Genomic DNA, 21766 nt, shown 5'->3' on the forward strand with positions numbered 1-21766 from the left:
AAAAGACATGAGCACGTTTACAATTTTTTTGATACTTATCATTATCGTGTGCCTTTTGTTGATTTTGGTCATCATGGTCCAAAATCCTAAAGGAGGTGGGTTGTCATCATCGTTCGGTGGTGGCGGCACCCAAGTTGTGGGAGGTGTAAAAAAGACCGGTGACTTTTTGGACAAAAGCACCTGGACCTTGGCCACAATTTTGATTGTATTGATCCTGGTTTCCAATGTTTCCCTAAAAGGAAGTTACGCGGGTGCGGATTCAAAACTGCTCCAGGGCGATGACATCGAAGAAACGGTTCCTGAAACTGTTCCAGAATCGGTTCCTGAGCAATTGCCACCAGCAAACACCACAAGTCCATCGGACACTATTGGTGGTTAATCAATGTGACAAAAAACAACAAAATGCCAGCTTAAATGACAAGCTGGCATTTTTGTTTTCCAGAATGTCAGTTTTTGTGCATTGGCACAATTTCTGCCCAATAGAAGGGAGAATTTCTAAAAACAAATACTTAAAAATTTAAAATATGGCTAAAGTTACAATCAAACCATTGGCAGACAGGGTACTGATCGAGCCACTACAGGCCGAGACCAAGACTGCCTCCGGTATCATCATTCCGGACAATGCTAAGGAAAAACCACAAAAGGGGACTGTTGTTGCCGTAGGTCCTGGCACCAAGGATGAAAAAATGACCGTTAAGGTTGGCGATACCGTGCTTTATGGAAAATATGCCGGAACCGAACTCAAATTGGACGGTACCGACTATTTGATGATGCGTGAGAGTGATATTTTGGCAATTGTTTAATTAAAAAATCAACTAAAGAAAAATGGCAAAAGATATTAAGTTCGATATAGACGCACGTGACGGACTGAAAAGAGGCGTTGACAAATTGGCCGAGGCCGTAAAGGTAACCTTGGGACCAAAAGGTAGAAACGTGATCATCAGCAAATCTTTTGGTGCTCCACAAGTTACCAAAGATGGTGTGTCCGTAGCCAAAGAAATTGAATTGGAGGATGCCCTTGAGGATATGGGCGCACAAATGGTAAAGGAAGTTGCTTCCAAGACCAACGACCAAGCCGGTGACGGTACCACTACCGCAACGGTTTTGGCACAAGCCATCGTTAAGGAAGGACTTAAGAACGTTGCTGCCGGTGCTAATCCAATGGATTTGAAACGTGGTATCGACAAGGCTGTTGAAGCTTTGGTGGCCGATTTGGAAAAACAGGCCAAAAAAGTGGGCAACGATTCTGATAAGATCAAGCAGGTTGCCTCCATTTCTTCCAACAATGACGAAACCATTGGTGATTTGATCGCCACTGCTTTCGCAAAAGTGGGCAAAGAAGGTGTAATTACCGTTGAGGAGGCCAAAGGAACCGATACCTACGTGGACGTTGTGGAAGGTATGCAGTTCGATAGAGGTTACCTTTCTCCTTACTTTGTAACCGATACGGATAAAATGATTGCCGATTTGGACAATCCATATATCCTTCTTTTTGATAAGAAAATCTCCAACCTACAGGAAATCCTACCGATTCTTGAGCCTGTTGCACAATCCGGAAGACCATTGTTGATCATCGCCGAAGATGTTGAAGGACAAGCTTTGGCCACTTTGGTAGTGAACAAATTGAGAGGTGGTCTTAAGATTGCCGCTGTTAAAGCTCCTGGATTTGGTGACAGAAGAAAAGCCATGTTGGAAGACATCGCTATCTTGGCCGGTGGTACTGTAATTTCTGAAGAAAGAGGATTCTCATTGGAGAACGCTTCTTTGGACATGTTGGGTACTGCTGAGACCGTGACCATCGATAAGGACAATACCACCATCGTGAACGGTTCAGGAAAAGCTTCCGATATCAAGGCCCGTGTAAACCAGATCAAGGCCCAAATCGAAACAACCACTTCCGACTACGATAAGGAAAAATTGCAAGAGCGTTTGGCCAAGTTGGCCGGTGGTGTTGCCGTACTTTACGTGGGTGCCGCTTCCGAGGTTGAGATGAAAGAGAAAAAAGACCGTGTGGACGATGCCTTGCACGCAACCCGTGCCGCTGTTGAAGAAGGTATTGTTGCCGGTGGTGGTGTAGCTTTGGTACGCGCCAAAAAGGTTCTTGAAAAATTGACAACCGATTCTTTGGACGAGACAACCGGGGTTCAAATCGTGGCCAAGGCCATCGAAGCTCCTTTGCGTACCATCGTTGAGAATGCTGGTGGTGAAGGTTCCGTAGTGATCTCCAAAGTATTGGAAGGCAAAAAGGATTTCGGTTACGATGCCAAATCCGACAAATATGTGGACATGCTTCAAGCGGGAATTATCGATCCCAAGAAAGTGACCCGTATCGCTTTGGAAAATGCAGCTTCTGTGGCAGGTATGATCTTGACCACTGAGTGTGCATTGACCGATATTAAGGAAGATACGCCTGCTGGACCTCCAATGGGAGGTGGCATGCCAGGAATGATGTAATTTCCGTTCAGGAAACCACTAAAATAGGAACGCCCCGACCAATGATCGGGGCGTTTTCTTTTTGTATCCAGTAAATGGCCCACGTAAGGCCAAAAGCACCAAGTTACTTCTTCTTACCAGTAGCTTGGGTGGTCTTCTTTGCAGCAGGCTTTACAGCTTTTGCAGGAGATGACTTTCCAGTTGACTTTGCGTTTTTCATAAGTCAATTAATTAAAAACTATAGTAAATGTATTGCAGTTTGGAATCCGAAAATTTTTGTTGGCTAAATATTAACTAAAATTTTTTCTCATTTCCAATCACATAAAAAAACACCCCATAAAATGGGGTGCTATATAATTGTTTTACAGTGTTTTACTTAAAATCACCTCCGTTTACAATGGTCCATTCCGAAAAGGGTTTGATGTACTTTTTAATGGCCTTTTCCACATCTTCCTTGGTCAAAGACTTCATTTTTGCCTCCAGATTCTTTTGGAAATCCATGGTCCTCTCGTAGTAAATGTTATTGTTCACCAAAGAGGAAAGTTCATTGTCCTTGGCCCTGGAAACCGTTTGCCCTTGGATCCAACCGTTCACGGCATTGGTGAATTCTTCGTCGGTAATGCCATCGGCGATGAAACGATCCAATTCTTCCTTGAAGCCTAATTGTACTTTTTCCAAATTATCGGGGTTATAGATGGCGTACAGGAAGATGGATGAATTTTTATCCTCCTTATCACCATCACCGGAAAAATTGGCGCCAACCCCATAGCTGACTCCATCTTTTTGGCGCAACCTATCCGCAAATCGTGAATTTAAGAATCCGCCGCCCAAAATGGACGATGCCACGATCATAGCTGGATAGTCATCATCGTATTGGCTCATTTCCACACCCAAAAGTCCATACGTAACCGCATTCTTTTTATCTGGGGTGATAATGTTTTCATTCACCGCTTTGTTCATCACAAACGGATCTTTTATTTCGGCATAGGAAACTTCACTTTCAAATCCTTTGAAGTTTTCTTCCATAAATGATTTCAACGCATCGGAATCAAAATTTCCAATGACTACCAAGGTGCTTCTACCCAACCCATAAAATTTATTGTAGAAATCAACCAAATCCTGACGTGTTACGGCATTGATGGCGGCTATCTCCTCTTCGGTGGACATACTGTACAACGGATGTCCTTTGGGATAATGGTTGTTGATTTCGGAAACCCGTTTGGAAGCCAAATATCCCGGTTCGGTACGGTTCCTTTCGATATTGGCCAAACGCTGGGTCTTCAGTTTGGTAAGCTCTTCTTCCTTAAAGGATGGGTTCTTGATGATCTCCATCAACAACTCCAACGTTCCCATCAAATTCTCCTCAGTGGATTCTATGGAAGTATAGATATTGCCGTCTCGTGCATAAAAGCTCAAGGACGATTTCAATTTGCTCAGTTCATCCTCTATTTCCTGCCTGGTTTTCGAAGTGGTTCCCTTGTCCAACATGGAAGCGGTGAAAGAAGGCACCATACCTTGGTTCATTAGGCTATTGACATCCCCGTTCCGCATATTGAAACTTAGGATAACCGTTTTGCCACGATTGTCCTTTTCAATGAACCCGTATTCAATTTTATCGAACAGTTTGCCCGAATCCAATCGGTTTTGGATGTTGTCGAAGGAAACATCAAAGGCCTCGCCAGTACCCTTGCCCTCCTTGCCTTTGTAATCGGAAACCAAAGCATCGACATTTTCCGGATGCGGGATGGCCACGCGAATAGGATCTTTGGTGGGCACAAAACGTCCCATGGTCCTGTTGGTAGGTATCAGGTATTTTTTCATGGCAGCATTCACTTGATCCAAGGTCATGGCTTCCACCCTATCCCTATAAATGAAGGAAAGTCGCCAATCCCCGGCACCAATGAATTCGCTCATATAAGTACCCAGATAACCGGAATTTCGGTTGACCTCATCAATATCCTTAAGGATATTGGCCTTGGCCCGATCCAATTCTTCTTGGGTGATGGGCTCCAGACCATCCATGGTTTCCCGAATGATCTTTTCAACCTCGTCGGCACTTTTGTCCGAAGGTACATCCACATTCAAATAGAAAAACCCCGGTTCTTTGGTAAAGGGAATAAACGACCATAGTGAAGAAGCCTTTTGGGTCTCGATCAATTTTTTATACAACCGACCTGAAGGGGTATCGGTAAGTACATTTTCCACGAGGGCCATAGCTGCATGGTCCTCATCGGCCCCAGCTGGGGTGTGGTACATCATGGATACAATTTGAAGGTCGCCCACTCTGGACACTTTTACATAACGTTCGCCATCCTGCTCAGGTTCTTCGGTGTACGAATCCCGAATAGGAATTGCCGGAGCCTTAAGCTTTCCGAACTTGTCCTGTACCTTCTTGAGTACCTCGGCTTCATCAAACTTACCGGTGATCATGAGCACGGCATTGTCGGGCCGATAGAATTTTTTATAGAAGGCCTGCAAATTTTCAATGGGTACCCGCTCAATATCGGAACGGTTACCGATGGTGCTGCTTCCGTAATTGTGCCATTCGAAGGCCGCATTGATCACTTTCTGCATCAACACGCGCGATGGGTTGTTCTCCCCACTTTCAAACTCGTTGCGAACCACACTGAATTCCGACTCCAAATCTTTTTTGGCGATGTAGGAGTTCATCATACGATCGGCCTCCAAATCCAATGCCCAGTCCAAGTTTTCTTCCGTGGCATTGAAGGTCTCGAAATAATTGGTACGATCGTACCAAGTGGTTCCATTGGGCCTGGCCCCGTGGGCTGACAATTCTTTTGGAATGTCGGGGTGATTGGGTGTCCCCTTGAAAACCATGTGCTCCAACAAGTGGGCCATACCTTTTTCCCCATACCCTTCATGACGGGAACCGACCAAATAGGTAATATTCACGGTTATGGTCTGGGAAGAATTGTCGGGAAACAACAATACTTTTAAACCATTGTCCAACTGGTACTCGGTGATGCCCTCCACCGTGGCCACTTTTTTCATTTGGGCATTGACGGCCACAGTACTGGCCACCAGCAGTAAAAGTAAAAACTGCTTTAAGAAATTTTTCTTCATTTTATACGTGTTTTAGTTAATGGAATCATCTTTAAACTTATGGAAAATAATGACAATCAAGTCTCTACAAGCTCTTAAAATTCCATCAAATAACAACAACTGTATAAAACGACCCATAAAAAAGCCCCTAGTTTCGGGGCTTTTTGCTATTCGATTGTATGAACTACACTACCACAGGTGAGCATGGCATCGCCATAATAGGGATTTCGGATTTCCTCATCCAGACTCAACCAATTGGCCCCTTTGTTATTGTCGGCCATTGGGCAATGTTGTACGAACACTTTTTCGTTCAAGCCCTTCATTTGGTTGCCCACCATAATCATATTTTCAGACAACATAATAAAATCTTCACGTTGTTTTTCGAGGGAGCTGGCTTTGGAAATTGAAGTTAATTTTTCACTGATAATAGCGAGGTGTTGCTTGGCCATATCATTCATATCGGTTGTGCTCATTTGCTTTGCAACCACTACTCCTTCCTTTGCAAGGTGCTGCACATGTGTGGCATCGGAAGCAACCAAACCATCCTTTAGTTTCATATAACTGCCCAACAATTGTTCAAACTTGCTTTCGGCTTCATCGGAAAAATCCATGTTCATTGCGGAAGACATACCCATGTGGCCCTCATGGCCCGTCATGGTTTTGCCACCATCTTGGTTCATCATGGATTTCTTACCCTGTAATTGTGCAGCCGCATCCACGGTAAATGTGCCCTTGGCGACCACACGATCTCCTGATTTCAATCCAGAATTGACCACATACACGCCATTCATTAGGTTACCCAGTTCCACTTCACGCATTTCAAAAATGGAAAAATTTGCATCGGGTTGCACATAGACCACAGATCTTTTACCGGTCCATAGCACGGCACTTTCCGGAACGGTCAACACTTCGTTATCTTCCATTTTGGAAACTTCCACCTCGCCCTGAACGAACATCCCTGGTTTTAGCATACCCTTTTTATTATCGAGTTCTGCCCGTACTTCCAGCGTTCTGGTTTGGGTATTCAAAATCGGGTCTATGAAGGAAATTTTAGCCTTAAATTTTTCATTCGGATAGGATGTGGTGGTCACTTCCATACCCTGTCCCGTTTTAAACTGGCTTAATTGGTTTTCATAAGCATCAAAAACGGCCCAAACGGAATTAAGATTGGCCACTTTCACCAATGGTGAACCTGTTTTGATGTAATCCCCTTCTTCCACCATGATAGCAGATACCACGCCACTTACATTGGCATAAACCGGGAAATTCTCCACCACCTTGCCCGAACTTTCAATTTGATCGATCTGGGCATCGGAAAGCTTCCAAAGTTTCAACTTGCTTCGTACCGCATTGTACAATTGTGGTTGACTTGATTTCAACCCTGCAGCGGTCAACAATTCTTGCTGTGCCGACACCAATGCGGGCGCATAAATGGTGGCCAACTTTTGGCCTTTCCGGACTTCTTCACCTTCAAAATTGATGGACAAGCTTTCAATACGACCATCAAAATAGGCCGATTGCACAGCATCCGAATTTTGGTTGATGGCCACTTTCCCTGAAAGCTTGATTTGATGCCCTCCTTCCATATCAGATCCCACAACAACGGTTTCCACCCCGGCCAATACCATGGCATTTTCCGTCATTTTGATTTGATTGGCCGCCAAGCCTTCACCATTGGTATCCGCAGGTATCAAATCCATGCCGCAAATGGGGCAACTACCTGGCTCCGGCTGCATAATTTGGGGGTGCATGGAGCAAGTCCACATTTCTCCGGCAGCAATCTCTGCATCATGGTTATGTGCATCCATTGAAGCAGTTTCAGCTTTACCACCAAAAATGAAATACCCCACAAGCAGCCCAACAATGACCGCAATTCCGATGTAAACAATATTTTCCTTTTTCATCTCTGTTATTTTTTTCGTTGTATCAACTTTCGAACACTCGGCGACGAGGTAAACCACAGCAAGAATCCGCTCAACACTGTGATCAGGCCCATTAATGAAAAGGCACGAAGCACCGTGGTGTTAAAATCGTCCCTGCCTTCATAATCCATGGTATGTGTCATCCATAAAAAATCGAACCATCGCCAATTGCGGTGTCGTACGGTTTGAAAAGAACCATCTTCTACGGAAACATAGGCCTTGATGTCTTCGGGCGAATCATACGAAATAACGTAGGCAGGTAATTTCTTCTCACGGTATTCATGGTGTTTGTCAGTTTCCGAAAGCACTTCAACACCTTTAACCTTAAGGTCTGGGGACATTTGGTTTTGGGCCACTTGCAGGGCTTCCTCCTCCGTAATACCCTTTTTCAGTCTGCCCGTTCTGGCATCCACCAAAAACTTGTGGTTGATCCAGTAATAGGGCTTACCCGCGATTTCCTTTAAACTTATTGCACTGATATTGTCTGTAACATCGATCTGGGAAAGGCCGATCAGATCATTGAAAGCCATGGGCTCATATTCCATGTTCCTAAAATGATCGCCATGGATCTCGTCAATATCGGTCCAACTGAAATAGAGGCCGCTGGCCGTCCACATAATGAACTGAATGCCCAAAAACAGTCCCAAATACCGGTGGGCCTTTCGAATTTTTACCGCTGTGGTTCTTTTTACCATATTTAATCAATTGATTTTGTTCGTAACCGTAATGCATTGCCGATCACCGATACCGAGCTGAAACTCATGGCCAGTGCGGCTATCATTGGTGACAACAGGATTCCAAAAAATGGATAGAGCACCCCTGCTGCCACTGGCACACCTATCGTATTATAGATCAAGGCAAAAAACAGGTTCTGCTTGATGTTCTTCATTACGGCCTCACTGAGGTTTCTTGCTTTTACAATACCGTGAAGGTCGCCTTTTACCAAAGTGATCATGGCACTTTCAATGGCCACGTCGGTACCGGTGCCCATGGCAATCCCCAAATCGCTTTTTGCCAACGCTGGGGCATCGTTGATGCCGTCACCGGCCATGGCCACAATCTTTCCTTCGGATTGTAGACGTTCTACTTCCTTCATTTTGTCCTCGGGCAAGGTCTCTGCCTTAAATTCATCCAAGTTGAGTTCCTTCGCCACGGCAGCCGCTGTATTTTTGTTGTCACCAGTAAGCATGATCACGGAAATGCCCTTGTCCTGAATCGCTTTGATCGCTTTGGCACTGGTCTCCTTCACCTTATCCCCAATGGCTACATAGCCTCGACATTTGCCATCCACAGCAAGATAGGATATTGTTTTCCCTTGCTCTTGGGATTTGGCAACCTCATCCTTCATTTTTTGGGTAATCTCAATTCCGTTTTTGTCCATCAGTTTGGCATTGCCCAGCAGCACTTTTTTGCCGTCCACAACACCTTCGACCCCCATGCCGGTTACTGCATTAAAATCCTTAGACTTTAAAATTTCAATATTATTTTCTTTTCCAAATTTGACGGTTGCCTGCGCCAAGGGATGTTCACTATTGGCATTGACCGAAATCAGGTATTGGAGCAATTCCTCATTTGAAAAGTCGTCCCCAAAATTTCCAAAATGATCAAATGTTGGTTTTCCCTCTGTTATGGTTCCCGTTTTATCCACGATCAACGTATTCACTTTGGCCATTTTTTCCAGGGCCTCAGCATTCTTGATCAACACACCGTTTTGGGCCCCTTTGCCCACACCGACCATTACGGACATGGGTGTCGCCAAACCCAAAGCACAGGGACAGGCAATGATCAACACGGCAATGGCATTGATCAAGGCATACACATAGGGGGGCTGGGGTCCCCAAATGGCCCATACCGCAAAAGTGATGACTGAAATGATAACCACTGTTGGCACAAAATAGGCAGATACCCTGTCTGCCAAATTCTGAATGGGTGCCCGGCTTCGACTTGCATCGTTGACCATTTTGATAATTTGGGAAAGTAGGGTATCGCTGCCCACTTTCTCCGCTTTCATCAAAAAGGTTTGGTTACCATTAATGGTTCCACTGCTCACCTTGTCTTCCACAGTCTTTTCAACAGGAATGGGTTCGCCGGTGATCATGGATTCGTCAACAGACGTTTCTCCTTCCGTAATGACTCCGTCCACCGGAATTTTTTCGCCGGGTTTCACTCGTAAAATGTCCCCCAATTCAATATCATCAATGCTCACCTCAACTTCTTCTCCATCCACCACTTTGGTGGCCTTATTGGGAGCCAATTTCAATAGTTCCTTTACCGCATTATTGGTTTTACTATGGGCCCTTGCCTCCAACAATTGACCCAACAACACCAAGGTGAGGATTACGGTGGTGGCCTCAAAATACACATGCACAGCACCGGATTCGTCTTTGAATTGATCTGGGAAAAAATCGGGAAACAACAGTCCCAATATACTGAACACAAAAGCTACTCCTGCTCCAATTCCGATGAGGGTGAACATGTTCAGGTTCCACGTTTTGATACTCCGGTAGGCCCTCTCAAAAAACATCCATGTGGCATAAAATACCACAGGCAAAGACAGGGCAAACTGCACCCAATTCCAATATTTGGGCGACATGGCTTGATACAAAGGGTTATTGGGTATCATATCGCTCATGGCAATCAAAAAAATGGGCAGCGTGAACCCAACGGCCAACCAAAACTTTTTCAGCAGTTTTTTATAGGTCTTCTCTTCTGCACTGGCTTCGGGTTTCATCGGCACGAGATCCATCCCGCAAATCGGACAGGAACCCGGCCCATCCTCCACTACTTCGGGGTGCATGGGACAGGTCCATTTTTCCTTGGACCCCGAGGTTATGTTCTGTTCTTCCACCAAATCCATCCCACATACGGGGCAGTCACCCGGTTGGTCGTACGTTTTGTCATCTTCACAGCGCATGGGACAATAAAAGGTGCCCGTTCCTCCCTTGACCGGCCGATTACTCTTTTTTTTTGGCTCATGGTGGTGATGGCCTGGCATGTGTATGGAATACCCTCCGCCATCGTTCTCCAATGCCTTTTCAAATGTTTCCAAGGGGATATGCTCCCCCATTTCTATCGTAGCCTCGGCCTTCTCCAAGTTCACCTCAACCGCTTGCACTCCATCCACGTTGGAAAGGGTTTTCTCAACATGGCTTCTGCAGCCGTTACAGCTCATTCCGTGTATGTGATAGGTATGCTTCATCTTGTTTGTTTTTTTATTTCAAAACTAGTTGATCGCAGCTTGGAGGATTTTTACAATTTTGGGTTTCTTTTATACAATTTGATCTAAGGATTTCCTGTTCCAATCCTGTACAATTTTGTATTCGGACATCGACATTCCCGTTACGGTTTTAAACTGTTTTGCCAAATGACTGCTGCTTTTGTAATTCAGGTCATAGGCGATTTCAGAAAAGGTTTTGTTGTCCATCTGAATCTCCTCCTTTACTTTTTCCATCTTAAGAAGGATAAAATATTTTTCAATGGTCAATCCTTCTTTCGCACTGAACAATTTACTCAGCATCGAGTACTCTTTGTTCATCTTTTCTGACAGGTATGTCGAGAGATTCTGTGAAATGCCATTTTCAACAGCTTCGATCAAATGTTTTTTGATGTCCACAATGATTGTTTCATTCAAATCGGCGATCAATTCAAAGCCATTTTGAATCAGAATCTCTCGAATACGCTCTTTTTTTGCTTCGGCTCCATCTGCAAACCGAACTTCTCCCAGATCAATTTGTACCACCTCGATGCCTTCTTTCTGAAATTCACTTTTCAGAACGCTCTTGCATCTGTTGCAAACCATATTTTTGACCTTTATACGCATGGTTCAGGTTTTAGGGAGCCAAATGTGTCTTTTAGTTTTCGCCGTGCCCTTCGTGGTAATCTTCGTTCAATACGTAGGTCATTCCACAAACCGGACATTTTCCCTCAGCATCGCTACCACTCCCTTCACAGTGCATTGGGCAAACATATTTGGAGGTGTATTCTTTCCCCTGTTTATCGGCAGTGCCCATTTCACCCATATCGTGGTCTTTGTGGTCCATACTGTCCATGTCGTGGTTCATTTGATCGTTTCCGTGGTCCATATCGTGATCCATGGTTTCCTCCACAGCGGGTTCTTTGTTCTCTTCCGCCTTGCCTTTGCAGGATACCGTTAGTACCAATACAGATGCGAATGCGATTCCGATGATTGTTCTGATGTTTGTTTTCATGTTTGTTAAAATTAAATTTACTTGTTGATTAAATAATTAATGATGGCAGATTGCATGTAATACAGCTGCACGGATTGTATTTGATTGGTTTGAAATTTCAATTGTAATTCCTGGATATCCAGCACATCATTGAAATTGATGGTGCCCGTTTCATAGTTCTTGATCAAGATTTCCTCAGCATCCTTGGCCTGTTTTAGGTTTTGTGCTTGGGTTTCAAAGGAAATTCTGGCTTCGTTGCGCTGGGATACCGCTTTGGCATAAGCATTCTCCAACACGTTCAATCGCTCCTCTTTTTGAAACTCAATTTCTTTTTGTTTCAGTTCGTTCTGCTTGCTGACCGACTTGAATTTATTGTTGAAAATGGGAATGGAAAGGGTGACCATGGGCATTAAGATGTCCTTTCCATTGTCGCTGAACACCATATCGGGGCGCTCGGTTACGGGAATATAATCCAACCCAACGCCAAAACTTGGGGCATTTTCCTTTTGGTTGAGCACTTCGGATTGCACCACGGATTCAAATAGTTGATCGTATTTTAAAAGTTCGGGGTTCAAGGACAGATCTTCTTTGTTGAACAAAACATCTTCCGCAGGAACTTGCATATCGTCCACGACTTCAACAAAAATACGCTCGTCCCGGTTCAATAGATTGTTGAAGACCGCCTGTTCGGCCATATAACGTTGCTCCAGGACTTGTTTCTTTTGTTGGAGTTCGTTCTGACGAATCTGAAGTTTAAGCACATCCACTGCCGAAGCTTTCCCAACTTCCACGGAAGTCAAGGCCAACTTTTCGTACGTTTTCAACAATGCAATATTCTCATCCAACACTTTTTGTGTTGCCTGTATGCCAAACAAAGAATAATAGGATTGAGCTACGGACAACGCCAATTTTCGTTTGGCAATTACCAGCTCGGTGTACTCTGCATCCGCCATGGAACCGGTATAATTTTGTCTTGCGGTGATGGTCCCAAACCAGGGCAACATCTGGGAAACCGAAAAGCGGGCCCGCTGTGCACCGGTTCGGGTTTCGGGTTCGCTCACAAAATATCCCGCACCAATCGTGGTATTGGGCAACGTATTGACCTCGTTTACCTTTTCCGAGGCAATGGTATGACGCAGTTCCATCGCTTGAATTACAGGACTGTTCAACTCCGCTTCCTGAAGGTAGGCTTCCAAAGTCTGCGCTTTCGAAACCATGGATATCAAAACAAAAAACGATATAGTGATTATGCTTTTCATCGTTGTTGTATTTTAAGTTGTAACTCACTTTTCCAACTGTAAAGCACGGGGACCACAAAAAGTGTGATCAACGCGATCAACATACCGCCAAAACTTGGTATGGCCATGGGTATCATGATGTCGCTTCCCCTCCCCGTACTGGTGAGCACAGGCAATAATGCCAAAATAGTGGTTGCCGTTGTCATTAAACATGGCCTGATCCGCTTTTCCCCTGCCTCCAGTACAGAAGCCCGAATACCTTTCACAGTTTCCGGTTCGTTCTTTTCAAAGGTTTGGGTAAGGTAGGTTGCCATGACCACGCCATCATCCGTGGCAATGCCAAAGAGTGCGATAAATCCGACCCAAACTGCCACACTGAGATTAATCGTGTGCATTTGAAAAAGATCACGGATGTTTTCGCCCATGAAGCTGAAATTCAAGAACCAATCCTGACCATACAGCCAAATCATCAAAAAACCACCGGCGAAGGCCACAGCAATTCCCGAAAACACCATAAACGACGTGGCCACGGACCTGAATTGAAAATAGAGGATCAAGAAAATGATCAGCAGGGCCAAGGGCACCACCACCGAAAGGGTTTTCTTGGCTCGTAACTGATTTTCATAGGTCCCTGTAAATTGGTAACTGATCCCTTTGGGAACTACCAATTCCCCACTTTCAATTTTCTCCAAGATTTTGGCCTGTGCATTTTCCACCACATCCACTTCGGCAAAACCGTCCTGTTTGTCAAAAAGCACATAACCTACCAAAAAGGTATCCTCACTCTTAATGGCCTGCGGCCCTTGTTCGTAGCGTATGGTCACCAGTTCGCTCAACGGAACGGGACTGCCTTTTTTCACAGGAACATAAATGTTGCCAATATCCGTTGGACTTTCGCGCAATTCGCGTGGATAGCGCACCCGCACCCCATAGCGCTCACGCCCTTCCACGGTTTGGCTTAAGGTCATGCCCCCAAGTGCCACTTCCAATATTTGCTGTACATCTTCGATCACCAAACCGTAGCGCACCAATTTTTCACGATCAATATCAATCAACAAATAGGGTTTGCCTACGATCCGATCGGCAAAAACCGCCTCATCCTTAACGCCTCGGGCTTCTTTTAAAATGGGCTCCAGTTGAAGACCGAAACTTTCGATTTCCTTCAAATCCTGTCCCTTCACTTTAATGCCCATGGGTGCGCGCATCCCTGTTTGGAGCATCACCAAACGGGTTTCAATGGGTTGTAATTTAGGTGCTGATGTTACCCCTGGCAATTTGGTGGCAGCCACGATTTCATTCCAGATATCATCCGCATTTTTGATTTCGGGGCGCCAGTTTCTAAAATATTCCCCGTCGTTATCCGGAATCAACAAACTTCTATCAATCCGAAGGGGTTCCGCAATATGGGAATCCACATAATTGGTTTCGTTGCGCACTTCCAGATTGGGATTGGCGGCCACTTTTCCATTTTTCAACTCAAAATAGCCGTCCTTGTTCACTTTGAATCGTTGTGGACTGCCATCTTCACCCTTTTCATACTCGGACCGATATTGAATGATGTTCTCGTACATGGAAAGCGGTGCAGGGTCCAAGGCAGATTCCGTACGACCCGACTTACCGACCACCAAATCAATTTCCGGGATGGTGGCTACGGCCATGTCCAATTGCTGCAATACCCGTTTGTTTTCCTCCACTCCGGCATGCGGCAAGGAAGTGGGCATCAATAGGAAAGAACCTTCGTTCAAGGAGGGCATAAATTCTTGACCCGTGTTGCGCATGATCAATACTCCAAAGACCACGATCACGGTCGGGATGGAAAGGAATAGCATTTTGTTCTCCAATGCCCAGGTCAATATGCGACGATAATAGGTTCTGAACAGATAAAAAACACCCAAAAGCACACCACAGATAAGTGATACAAAAATCAGGTTGATGGCAATGCTCCTATCAAATCCCAAAGGCCTCCAATACGTCGCCAATAAAAACACAATGGTTGTTATACTGATGGCCACATTGAGCATTCCATATTGTTTTTCTGAAATGACTTCCTTCAATTTTAAAATGCCGGAAACGCCAAAGGCCACCAATACCAATCCCATCCAATAACCAAATGCAATGGCGATCAATCCTAGAACAACAAGGATTCCATTCCAGATGTATTTCAATATCGGCTTCTGGTCCTTTTTCCTAAAGATGATGGCCGCAAAGGGGGGAATAATGAACAAAGCGACCAAAATGGAAGCCGTTAATGCAAAGGTCTTGGTAAAGGCCAATGGACGAAAAAGCTTTCCTTCGGCCCCGATCATGGTGAAGACAGGTATAAAACTGATGATGGTGGTGAGCACCGCGGTTAAAATGGCACCCGACACTTCGGAAGTGGCATTGTACACCAAAGTGTTGATGGGCAATTTATCTTCGTCCTCATCCATGTGCCTGATGATGTTTTCTGAAAGGATGACCCCCACATCCACCATGGTACCAATGGCAATGGCAATTCCTGAAAGGGCCACAATATTGGCATCGACCCCAAACAGTTTCATGGCAATGAAGACCATGAGCACAGCAACGGGCAGCAATCCCGATATCAGAACAGAAGCTCTTAGGTTAAATACCATCACCACAATCACCAAAATGGTGATCAGAATTTCAAGGGTCAGGGCCTCGTTCAACGTGCCCAATGTTTCTTGGATCAGTTCGGTACGATCATAAAAAGGCACGATGGTCAATTGTGAGGTTCTTCCATCTTGCAGTTGTTTGGAGGGCAACCCCGCACTCAATTCCTTGATTTTCTCCTTCACATTGTTGATGACCTCCAACGGGTTAGCCCCATAACGGGCCACCACTACACCACCAACCACCTCGGCACCTTCCTTGTCCAAGATACCCCTTCGCACAGCGGGTCCCAACGATACATGGGCCACATCTTTCACCCGAATGGACGTATAATCGGTGGAGGTGACCACGGCATCTTTGATGTCATCCAAGGATTTGATGTACCCTAATCCCCTAACCAAATACTCCGCCTTGTTGATCTCCAAGGTTTGTGCACCGATATCCCTATTGCTTTGTTTTACGGCCTTTACCACTTGATCTAATCCCACGTTGTACTGTTTCATCAACTCGGGATCTACATCGATCTGGTATTCCTGTACAAATCCACCAATCGATGCTACTTCGGAAACTCCAGAAGCGGAGGACAAGGCATATTTTACATAGTAATCCTGAACACTTCGTAATTCCTGAAGGTCCCATCCACCGGTCACGTTACCATCGTTGTCCCTTCCTTCCAAGGTGTACCAAAAAATCTGTCCCAAAGCGGTGGCATCGGGTCCCAAAGCAGGGTTTACCCCATCGGGCAACAGGTTATTGGGGAGGGAATTCAATTTTTCCAGTATACGGCTTCGGCTCCAGTAGAATTCTACGCCTTCCTCAAAAATGATATAGATGCTGGAAAACCCAAACATGGAGGAACTACGAATCGTCTTTACCCCGGGAATGCCCAAAAGTGAGGTGGTCAACGGATAGGTAATCTGATCTTCGATATCCTGTGGAGAACGACCGGGCCATTTGGTGAAAACAATTTGTTGGTTTTCACCGATGTCGGGAATGGCATCCACGGCTACGGGATTGTTGGGTAAAAATCCTGTATCCCAGTTAAAAGGAGTGCTTATCGTTCCCCACCCTACAAATAGAACGAGAAGCAAAATGGCCACCAGTTTGTTTTCTATAAGAAATTTGATGCTTTTGTTCAGCATGGAAATTTGATTTAAACATTAGATCAAGACAATAAGGGCACAAACGTGCCAGCCCAACCGTGTGGTCGGGAAAAATCAATCTATGCTAAATCAAATGAGGAAGGTTTGATCCAGGATCTGTATGTCCCGTATCAAAGGAGGTGGATTGTAATCGTTGAAGTTATTGGGTTCTTCAGAATCCACTTCGATCAGATGAAAACAGGTCTGAACAAAGCTTACAATGAAAAGCTGTTGTTCTAAACTAATATCATTAAAGGAAATTTTTAGGTCGTGCTGACCTTTAACCGTAAAAGTTTCATCGTTACAGCAGGATTTTTCCATATCCATGGACGACATTCCACAATCATCCGCATGGGAAAAAAGGGAAATATCCATAACCCTACCCATACAAATATGCTTGTCCACCGTCCAAGAAACTGTGGATGCGAGGACCAAAATGGCCATCAGGGAGGATAGGATTTGATGAAAAAACTGCTTCATTTGACTACAAAACTACAAATTATCTTGTTTTATTGCTTTGCTTAACAGAAGATTATGTTTTTAAACGGTGTTAGTTTCCTTTCCTTTGTCGTACAAATGGACGAATCAATACATTTGCAAAAAACAATGCCATGTTGACATCATTGGAACCCAAAGTGCTTGAAATTGTATCGGATAACACCAAATCCGTGGACACTCGATTAGGTGAAATCTGTGAGTTGCTTCGCCGCAATGTAGATCATTACGATTGGGTAGGCTTCTATTTTAAAAACGGAGACAAGGAAGAATTGAAATTGGGTCCCTACGCCGGTGCGCCCACCGACCATACCATCATTCCATTTGGCAAGGGCATTTGTGGCCAGGTGGCATTGAGCAACCAAAACTTTGTAGTGCCCGATGTGGCTGCCCAGGACAATTACATCGCCTGCAGCATTACGGTTAAGGCAGAAATTGTGGTTCCCTTGTTCGTCAATGGGGAAAATGTGGGACAAATAGACATCGATTCCAACACGCCCGACCCTTTTACGGAAGCCGATGAGCGCTTTTTGGAATTCATCAATCGGGAAGTGGCTAAAATTCTGTAAAACTTAACGAAATTGTTGATAAACCGTTCGACTTTTTAGGTTGAAAACGAGTACTTTTGTGCGCTTAATAATTTGATTAGTAAGACATAGAAGATGACTGCCAAAAAAGCCTCCGCCGCATTAATTTCAGTATTTCACAAAGATGGTTTGGAACCCATCGTAAAAAAATTGGACGAACTTGGTGTAACCCTTTATTCCACAGGGGGGACCGAGAAATTTATCCGTGATCTGGGCATCAATGTGGTGCCTGTTGAAGATGTGACCAGCTATCCTTCCATTTTGGGTGGCCGTGTAAAGACCTTGCACCCCAAAGTTTTCGGAGGAATCTTGAACCGACAGGACAATGAAAGTGACGTGGCCCAAATGCAGGAATTTGACATTCCGCAATTGGATATTGTGATCGTGGATCTATATCCCTTTGAAAAAACGGTGGCCAGTGGTGCTTCGGAGCAGGACATTATCGAAAAAATAGACATCGGAGGCATCTCCTTGATCCGTGCCGCTGCCAAAAACTTCAAGGATGTGCTTTGTGTATCCTCCATGGAGGACTACGCCGACTTTTTGAACGTGATCACCGAAGGGAACGGAACCACCACCTTGGCAGATAGGAAACGATTTGCAACCAAGGCCTTCAATGTTTCATCCCACTACGATACGGCCATTTTCAATTATTTTAACCAAGATGGGGAAGAAACCATATTGAAAATCAGCGAGACCAAAGGTCAAGTACTACGTTACGGTGAAAACCCACACCAAAAAGGGTATTTCTTTGGCGATTTTGATGCCATGTTCACCAAATTGCACGGCAAGGAATTATCTTACAACAACCTGTTGGATGTAGATGCGGCCGTGAACTTGATGCAAGAATTCAAGAACGATGATCCGACATTTGCCATTTTAAAACACAACAATGCCTGTGGATTGGCAACACGAAGTTCCATCAAACAAGCGTATGTGGATGCTTTGGCAGGGGATCCCGTTTCTGCTTTCGGCGGCATTTTGATTGCCAACACCGAAATTGACAAACCCACGGCAGAAGAAATCCACGAACTGTTCTGTGAAGTGGTGATCGCTCCAAGTTACTCCGATGAAGCGTTGGAGATATTAAAAGGCAAAAAGAACCGAATCATTTTGGTGCAAAACGAAGTTGCTCTTCCTGAAACTTTGGTGCGGACCTGTTTGAACGGCGTTTTGGTTCAGGGTAAAGATTCCAAAACCGATACCAAGGAAGATTTGACTCCTGCAACTGAAAAACAACCAACCCACGAAGAAATTGAAGATCTTTTGTTTGCTTCCAAATTGTGCAAACATACCAAGAGTAATACCATTGTTTTGGCCAAGAATAAGCAACTGTGTGCCAGTGGTACGGGACAGACTTCAAGGGTCGATGCTTTAAACCAGGCCATCCAAAAGGCACAGTCCTTCAATTTTGACCTAAATGGTGCCGTTATGGCCAGTGATGCTTTCTTCCCATTCCCTGATTGTGTGGAGATTGCGGACACGGCAGGCATCAAAAGTGTGATCCAACCCGGCGGATCCATCAAGGACCAATTGAGCATCGATTATTGCAATGCCAATGGAATGTCCATGGTGATGACAGGTACTAGACATTTTAAACATTAATTTTAGTACTTTAGCCGATATTTTTTACCGTTAATCCGAAATAAGACACTTTTGTATGGGATTTTTTGATTTCATGACCGAGGAAATTGCCATTGACCTTGGTACTGCAAACACCCTGATCATCCACTTGGACAAAGTGGTTGTGGACAGCCCTTCCATTGTGGCCAGGGACCGTGTTTCAGGAAAAATTATCGCGGTGGGCCGCGAAGCCAATATGATGCAGGGGAAAACCCATGAAAACATCAAGACCATACGACCATTGAAGGATGGGGTAATTGCTGACTTTGATGCTTCTGAAAAGATGATCAACATGTTCATCAAGAACATTCCGGCATTAAAGAAAAAATGGTTTCCACCTGCCCTTCGCATGGTCATTTGCATCCCATCAGGAATTACGGAAGTGGAAATGCGCGCGGTACGTGAATCTGCCGAACGCGTGAATGGCAAGGAAGTATATTTGATCCATGAGCCCATGGCAGCTGCCATTGGTATCGGATTGGACATTATGCAGCCCAAAGGCAACATGATCGTTGATATCGGAGGGGGTACCACCGAAATCGCCGTGATTGCATTGGGTGGAATTGTTTGTGATAAATCGGTAAAAATTGCAGGTGATGTGTTCACCAACGACATCATCTATTACATGCGTACCCAGCACAACCTGTACGTGGGTGAAACCACTGCAGAAGCCATCAAAATTGAAATTGGTTCGGCCACGGAAGATCTTAAATCACCACCGGATGATAAAAGCATCCAAGGTCGGGATTTGTTGACCGGAAAGCCAAAACAGGTTCAGGTATCCTACCGTGAAATTGCCAAGGCACTGGATAAGAGTATCTTACGAGTTGAAGATGCGGTAATGGAAACCCTGTCCCAAACCCCTCCGGAACTAGCTGCGGATATTTACAATACCGGTATTTACCTTGCTGGTGGCGGCTCCATGCTTCGAGGATTGGACAGAAGGCTATCCCAAAAAACAGATTTGCCGGTTTACATTGCAGAAGATCCATTGAGGGCCGTTGTTCGTGGAACGGGTATTGCACTTAAAAATTTGGAGCGCTACAAAAGTATTTTGATCAAATAATACTGCCTTTTACGCAGTTCCATTATCTTAAGGGTGTCCAACCTTACATAACGATTCGATTGCATGCAACGCATCATCAACTTTATTTTACGTAATAGAAATGCTTTCCTATACGGGTTTCTTGCATTTATTTCGTTGGTGATGACCATTCGTTCGCATTCCTATCACCAATCCAAATTTTTCAATTCCTCCAAATGGCTTTCCGGAAGTATCTATGGTACAGGGGCAGACATTTCCTCCTATTTTGGGTTACGCGAAGAAAACAATCGGTTGCTGGAAGAAAATAAACAATTGCGAAGATTGCTCTTCAACAGAGATGATGACAGTTTGCCCGTTTTGGATTCCACCCTTGTGAATTATGAGGTACTGAGTGCCAAATTGGTAAAGAACAGCTATACCTCGCCCCGAAACTACCTCACAATTGATAAGGGAAAACTTGATGGGGTGCAACAAGATATGGGGGTAATAACCACCATGGGCATTCTGGGAATTGTGGAAAATGTTTCAAAACATTACGCAACGGTTCAGAGTGTGCTCAACACCAAATCCAACATTAACGCAAAAATCAAAAACACCGAATATTTCGGTTCTTTGATTTGGGATGGAAGCGACTATACGGTAGCACAATTGATCGACATTCCCAGGCTGGTCCCATTGGTGGTGGGCGATACCATTGTTACTGGGGGAATGTCCAGCATTTTTCCGGAAAACATACCCATTGGGATCATCAAAAAATACGATCTAAACGCCTCAAGGAGTTTTTACAATATCGATGTGGAGTTGTTCAATGATATGGCCAACTTAAAAAATGTGTACCTTATTGAAAACAAGGACCGCAACGAAATCAAAACATTGGAAGCCATAACCACTAATGAATAACACCGTCTTCATAAACATCTTTCGGTTTTTGCTATTGATTTTGGCCCAAGTGCTCATTTTCAACAACCTGAACTTTATGGGGTTCATCAATCCAATGGTGTACGTGATTTTTTTCTATTGGTATCCCATTAAGGCCAATAGGGCCCTCTTCATGGTGATTGCATTTTTTCTGGGCTTCATCATCGATATATTTTCCGATACCATGGCACTGAACACCTTGGCATCTTTGACTGTGGCTTATGCCAGACCTGTTTTAATGCGGTTTTGTTTCGGCGTAAACTATGAATTTCAAAACTTCAGTTTTAAAAATACCACCAACATTCAACGGGTCACTTTATTGGGTTTGATGATTTTGATCCATCATCTGATATTCTTTTCCCTTGAAATTTTAAGTATCGCCCATATCCTGTTAATTTTGAAAAAGGTTTTTGCAACAGGTATTGTAACTTTAGTGCTGTGTACCCTGTTCAGTTCACTATTTAGTCCAAAAACTGAATAAATTTGATACTGCGTCGTTG

General features: G+C 44.5%; 17 protein-coding genes. 8 read left to right on the top strand and 9 right to left on the bottom strand.

The window, feature by feature from the left end; genetic code table 11:
* Nucleotides 1-7: 7 nt before the first annotated feature.
* The 3 genes from secG to groL all read left to right on the top strand — a co-directional run bounded on the left by secG (nucleotide 8) and on the right by groL (nucleotide 2454).
* On the top strand, nucleotides 8-379 hold the full coding sequence (gene secG, locus EO131_RS01470) for a preprotein translocase subunit SecG (protein WP_127018573.1): 372 nt from the start codon (nucleotides 8-10) through the stop codon (nucleotides 377-379).
* Between the two features lie 145 nt (nucleotides 380-524).
* Complete coding sequence (locus EO131_RS01475; RefSeq protein ID WP_127018574.1) at nucleotides 525-803, top strand: co-chaperone GroES; 279 nt, start codon at nucleotides 525-527, stop codon at nucleotides 801-803.
* Nucleotides 804-825: 22 nt separating this feature from the next.
* Nucleotides 826-2454, top strand: a complete 1629-nt coding sequence (gene groL, locus EO131_RS01480; protein WP_127018575.1) for a chaperonin GroEL — start codon at nucleotides 826-828, stop codon at nucleotides 2452-2454.
* Nucleotides 2455-2805: 351 nt separating this feature from the next.
* On the opposite strand, the gene EO131_RS01485 is transcribed toward groL, so the two are convergent.
* The 9 genes from EO131_RS01485 to EO131_RS01525 all read right to left on the bottom strand — a co-directional run bounded on the left by EO131_RS01485 (nucleotide 2806) and on the right by EO131_RS01525 (nucleotide 17078).
* Entirely contained in the window at nucleotides 2806-5517 is a 2712-nt protein-coding gene (locus EO131_RS01485; RefSeq protein WP_127018576.1) for a M16 family metallopeptidase, read from the bottom strand.
* Nucleotides 5518-5663: 146 nt separating this feature from the next.
* A complete protein-coding gene (locus EO131_RS01490) occupies nucleotides 5664-7400 on the bottom strand; it encodes an efflux RND transporter periplasmic adaptor subunit (protein WP_127018577.1) in 1737 nt (578 codons plus the stop codon).
* A gap of 5 nt (nucleotides 7401-7405) precedes the next feature.
* Nucleotides 7406-8113 carry a PepSY domain-containing protein gene (locus tag EO131_RS01495; RefSeq protein WP_127018578.1) on the bottom strand — a complete coding sequence of 236 codons (708 nt, stop codon included), beginning with the start codon at nucleotides 8111-8113 and terminating at the stop codon, nucleotides 7406-7408.
* Nucleotides 8114-8115: 2 nt separating this feature from the next.
* Nucleotides 8116-10617, bottom strand: a complete 2502-nt coding sequence (locus EO131_RS01500) for a heavy metal translocating P-type ATPase (protein WP_127018579.1) — start codon at nucleotides 10615-10617, stop codon at nucleotides 8116-8118.
* 69 nt (nucleotides 10618-10686) lie between these two features.
* Nucleotides 10687-11238, bottom strand: coding sequence for a helix-turn-helix domain-containing protein (locus EO131_RS01505; protein WP_127018580.1), 552 nt, complete (start codon nucleotides 11236-11238; stop codon nucleotides 10687-10689).
* A 31-nt stretch (nucleotides 11239-11269) separates the two neighbouring features.
* A complete protein-coding gene (locus tag EO131_RS01510; RefSeq protein ID WP_127018581.1) occupies nucleotides 11270-11626 on the bottom strand; it encodes a heavy metal-binding domain-containing protein in 357 nt (118 codons plus the stop codon).
* A gap of 17 nt (nucleotides 11627-11643) precedes the next feature.
* Entirely contained in the window at nucleotides 11644-12864 is a 1221-nt protein-coding gene (locus EO131_RS01515; protein ID WP_127018582.1) for a TolC family protein, read from the bottom strand.
* Complete coding sequence (locus tag EO131_RS01520) at nucleotides 12861-16598, bottom strand: efflux RND transporter permease subunit (RefSeq protein ID WP_127018583.1); 3738 nt, start codon at nucleotides 16596-16598, stop codon at nucleotides 12861-12863. Before EO131_RS01520 ends, EO131_RS01515 begins: the two co-directional genes overlap by 4 nt.
* Before the next feature lie 90 nt (nucleotides 16599-16688).
* Complete coding sequence (locus EO131_RS01525) at nucleotides 16689-17078, bottom strand: HYC_CC_PP family protein (RefSeq protein WP_241243766.1); 390 nt, start codon at nucleotides 17076-17078, stop codon at nucleotides 16689-16691.
* A gap of 131 nt (nucleotides 17079-17209) precedes the next feature.
* Between EO131_RS01525 and EO131_RS01530 the strand changes: the two genes are divergently transcribed.
* From EO131_RS01530 to EO131_RS01550, 5 genes are all read left to right on the top strand, one after another.
* Entirely contained in the window at nucleotides 17210-17662 is a 453-nt protein-coding gene (locus EO131_RS01530; RefSeq protein WP_127018584.1) for a GAF domain-containing protein, read from the top strand.
* Nucleotides 17663-17755: 93 nt separating this feature from the next.
* Nucleotides 17756-19285: a bifunctional phosphoribosylaminoimidazolecarboxamide formyltransferase/IMP cyclohydrolase gene (gene purH / locus EO131_RS01535; RefSeq protein WP_127018585.1), complete on the top strand. Its 1530-nt coding sequence runs from the start codon at nucleotides 17756-17758 to the stop codon at nucleotides 19283-19285.
* Between the two features lie 55 nt (nucleotides 19286-19340).
* On the top strand, nucleotides 19341-20369 hold the full coding sequence (locus EO131_RS01540; RefSeq protein ID WP_090291622.1) for a rod shape-determining protein: 1029 nt from the start codon (nucleotides 19341-19343) through the stop codon (nucleotides 20367-20369).
* Nucleotides 20370-20432: 63 nt separating this feature from the next.
* Nucleotides 20433-21248 carry a rod shape-determining protein MreC gene (gene mreC, locus EO131_RS01545; protein ID WP_127018586.1) on the top strand — a complete coding sequence of 272 codons (816 nt, stop codon included), beginning with the start codon at nucleotides 20433-20435 and terminating at the stop codon, nucleotides 21246-21248.
* On the top strand, nucleotides 21241-21747 hold the full coding sequence (locus EO131_RS01550; RefSeq protein WP_127018587.1) for a rod shape-determining protein MreD: 507 nt from the start codon (nucleotides 21241-21243) through the stop codon (nucleotides 21745-21747). The genes mreC and EO131_RS01550 overlap by 8 nt, the downstream gene beginning before the upstream one ends.
* Nucleotides 21748-21766 lie beyond the last annotated feature (19 nt).

It is taken from the genome of Flagellimonas beolgyonensis, assembly GCF_003992615.1.
Lineage (GTDB): Bacteria > Bacteroidota > Bacteroidia > Flavobacteriales > Flavobacteriaceae > Flagellimonas > Flagellimonas beolgyonensis.

Bases quoted from the DNA above. Each gene is read 5' to 3' on its own strand.
- secG (WP_127018573.1), top strand. From the start codon at position 8: ATGAGCACGTTTACAATTTTTTTGATACTTATCATTATCGTGTGCCTT.
- EO131_RS01475 (WP_127018574.1), top strand. From the start codon at position 525: ATGGCTAAAGTTACAATCAAACCATTGGCAGACAGGGTACTGATCGAG.
- groL (WP_127018575.1), top strand. From the start codon at position 826: ATGGCAAAAGATATTAAGTTCGATATAGACGCACGTGACGGACTGAAA.
- EO131_RS01485 (WP_127018576.1), bottom strand. From the start codon at position 5,517: ATGAAGAAAAATTTCTTAAAGCAGTTTTTACTTTTACTGCTGGTGGCC.
- EO131_RS01490 (WP_127018577.1), bottom strand. From the start codon at position 7,400: ATGAAAAAGGAAAATATTGTTTACATCGGAATTGCGGTCATTGTTGGG.
- EO131_RS01495 (WP_127018578.1), bottom strand. From the start codon at position 8,113: ATGGTAAAAAGAACCACAGCGGTAAAAATTCGAAAGGCCCACCGGTAT.
- EO131_RS01500 (WP_127018579.1), bottom strand. From the start codon at position 10,617: ATGAAGCATACCTATCACATACACGGAATGAGCTGTAACGGCTGCAGA.
- EO131_RS01505 (WP_127018580.1), bottom strand. From the start codon at position 11,238: ATGCGTATAAAGGTCAAAAATATGGTTTGCAACAGATGCAAGAGCGTT.
- EO131_RS01510 (WP_127018581.1), bottom strand. From the start codon at position 11,626: ATGAAAACAAACATCAGAACAATCATCGGAATCGCATTCGCATCTGTA.
- EO131_RS01515 (WP_127018582.1), bottom strand. From the start codon at position 12,864: ATGAAAAGCATAATCACTATATCGTTTTTTGTTTTGATATCCATGGTT.
- EO131_RS01520 (WP_127018583.1), bottom strand. From the start codon at position 16,598: ATGCTGAACAAAAGCATCAAATTTCTTATAGAAAACAAACTGGTGGCC.
- EO131_RS01525 (WP_241243766.1), bottom strand. From the start codon at position 17,078: ATGAAGCAGTTTTTTCATCAAATCCTATCCTCCCTGATGGCCATTTTG.
- EO131_RS01530 (WP_127018584.1), top strand. From the start codon at position 17,210: ATGTTGACATCATTGGAACCCAAAGTGCTTGAAATTGTATCGGATAAC.
- purH (WP_127018585.1), top strand. From the start codon at position 17,756: ATGACTGCCAAAAAAGCCTCCGCCGCATTAATTTCAGTATTTCACAAA.
- EO131_RS01540 (WP_090291622.1), top strand. From the start codon at position 19,341: ATGGGATTTTTTGATTTCATGACCGAGGAAATTGCCATTGACCTTGGT.
- mreC (WP_127018586.1), top strand. From the start codon at position 20,433: ATGCAACGCATCATCAACTTTATTTTACGTAATAGAAATGCTTTCCTA.
- EO131_RS01550 (WP_127018587.1), top strand. From the start codon at position 21,241: ATGAATAACACCGTCTTCATAAACATCTTTCGGTTTTTGCTATTGATT.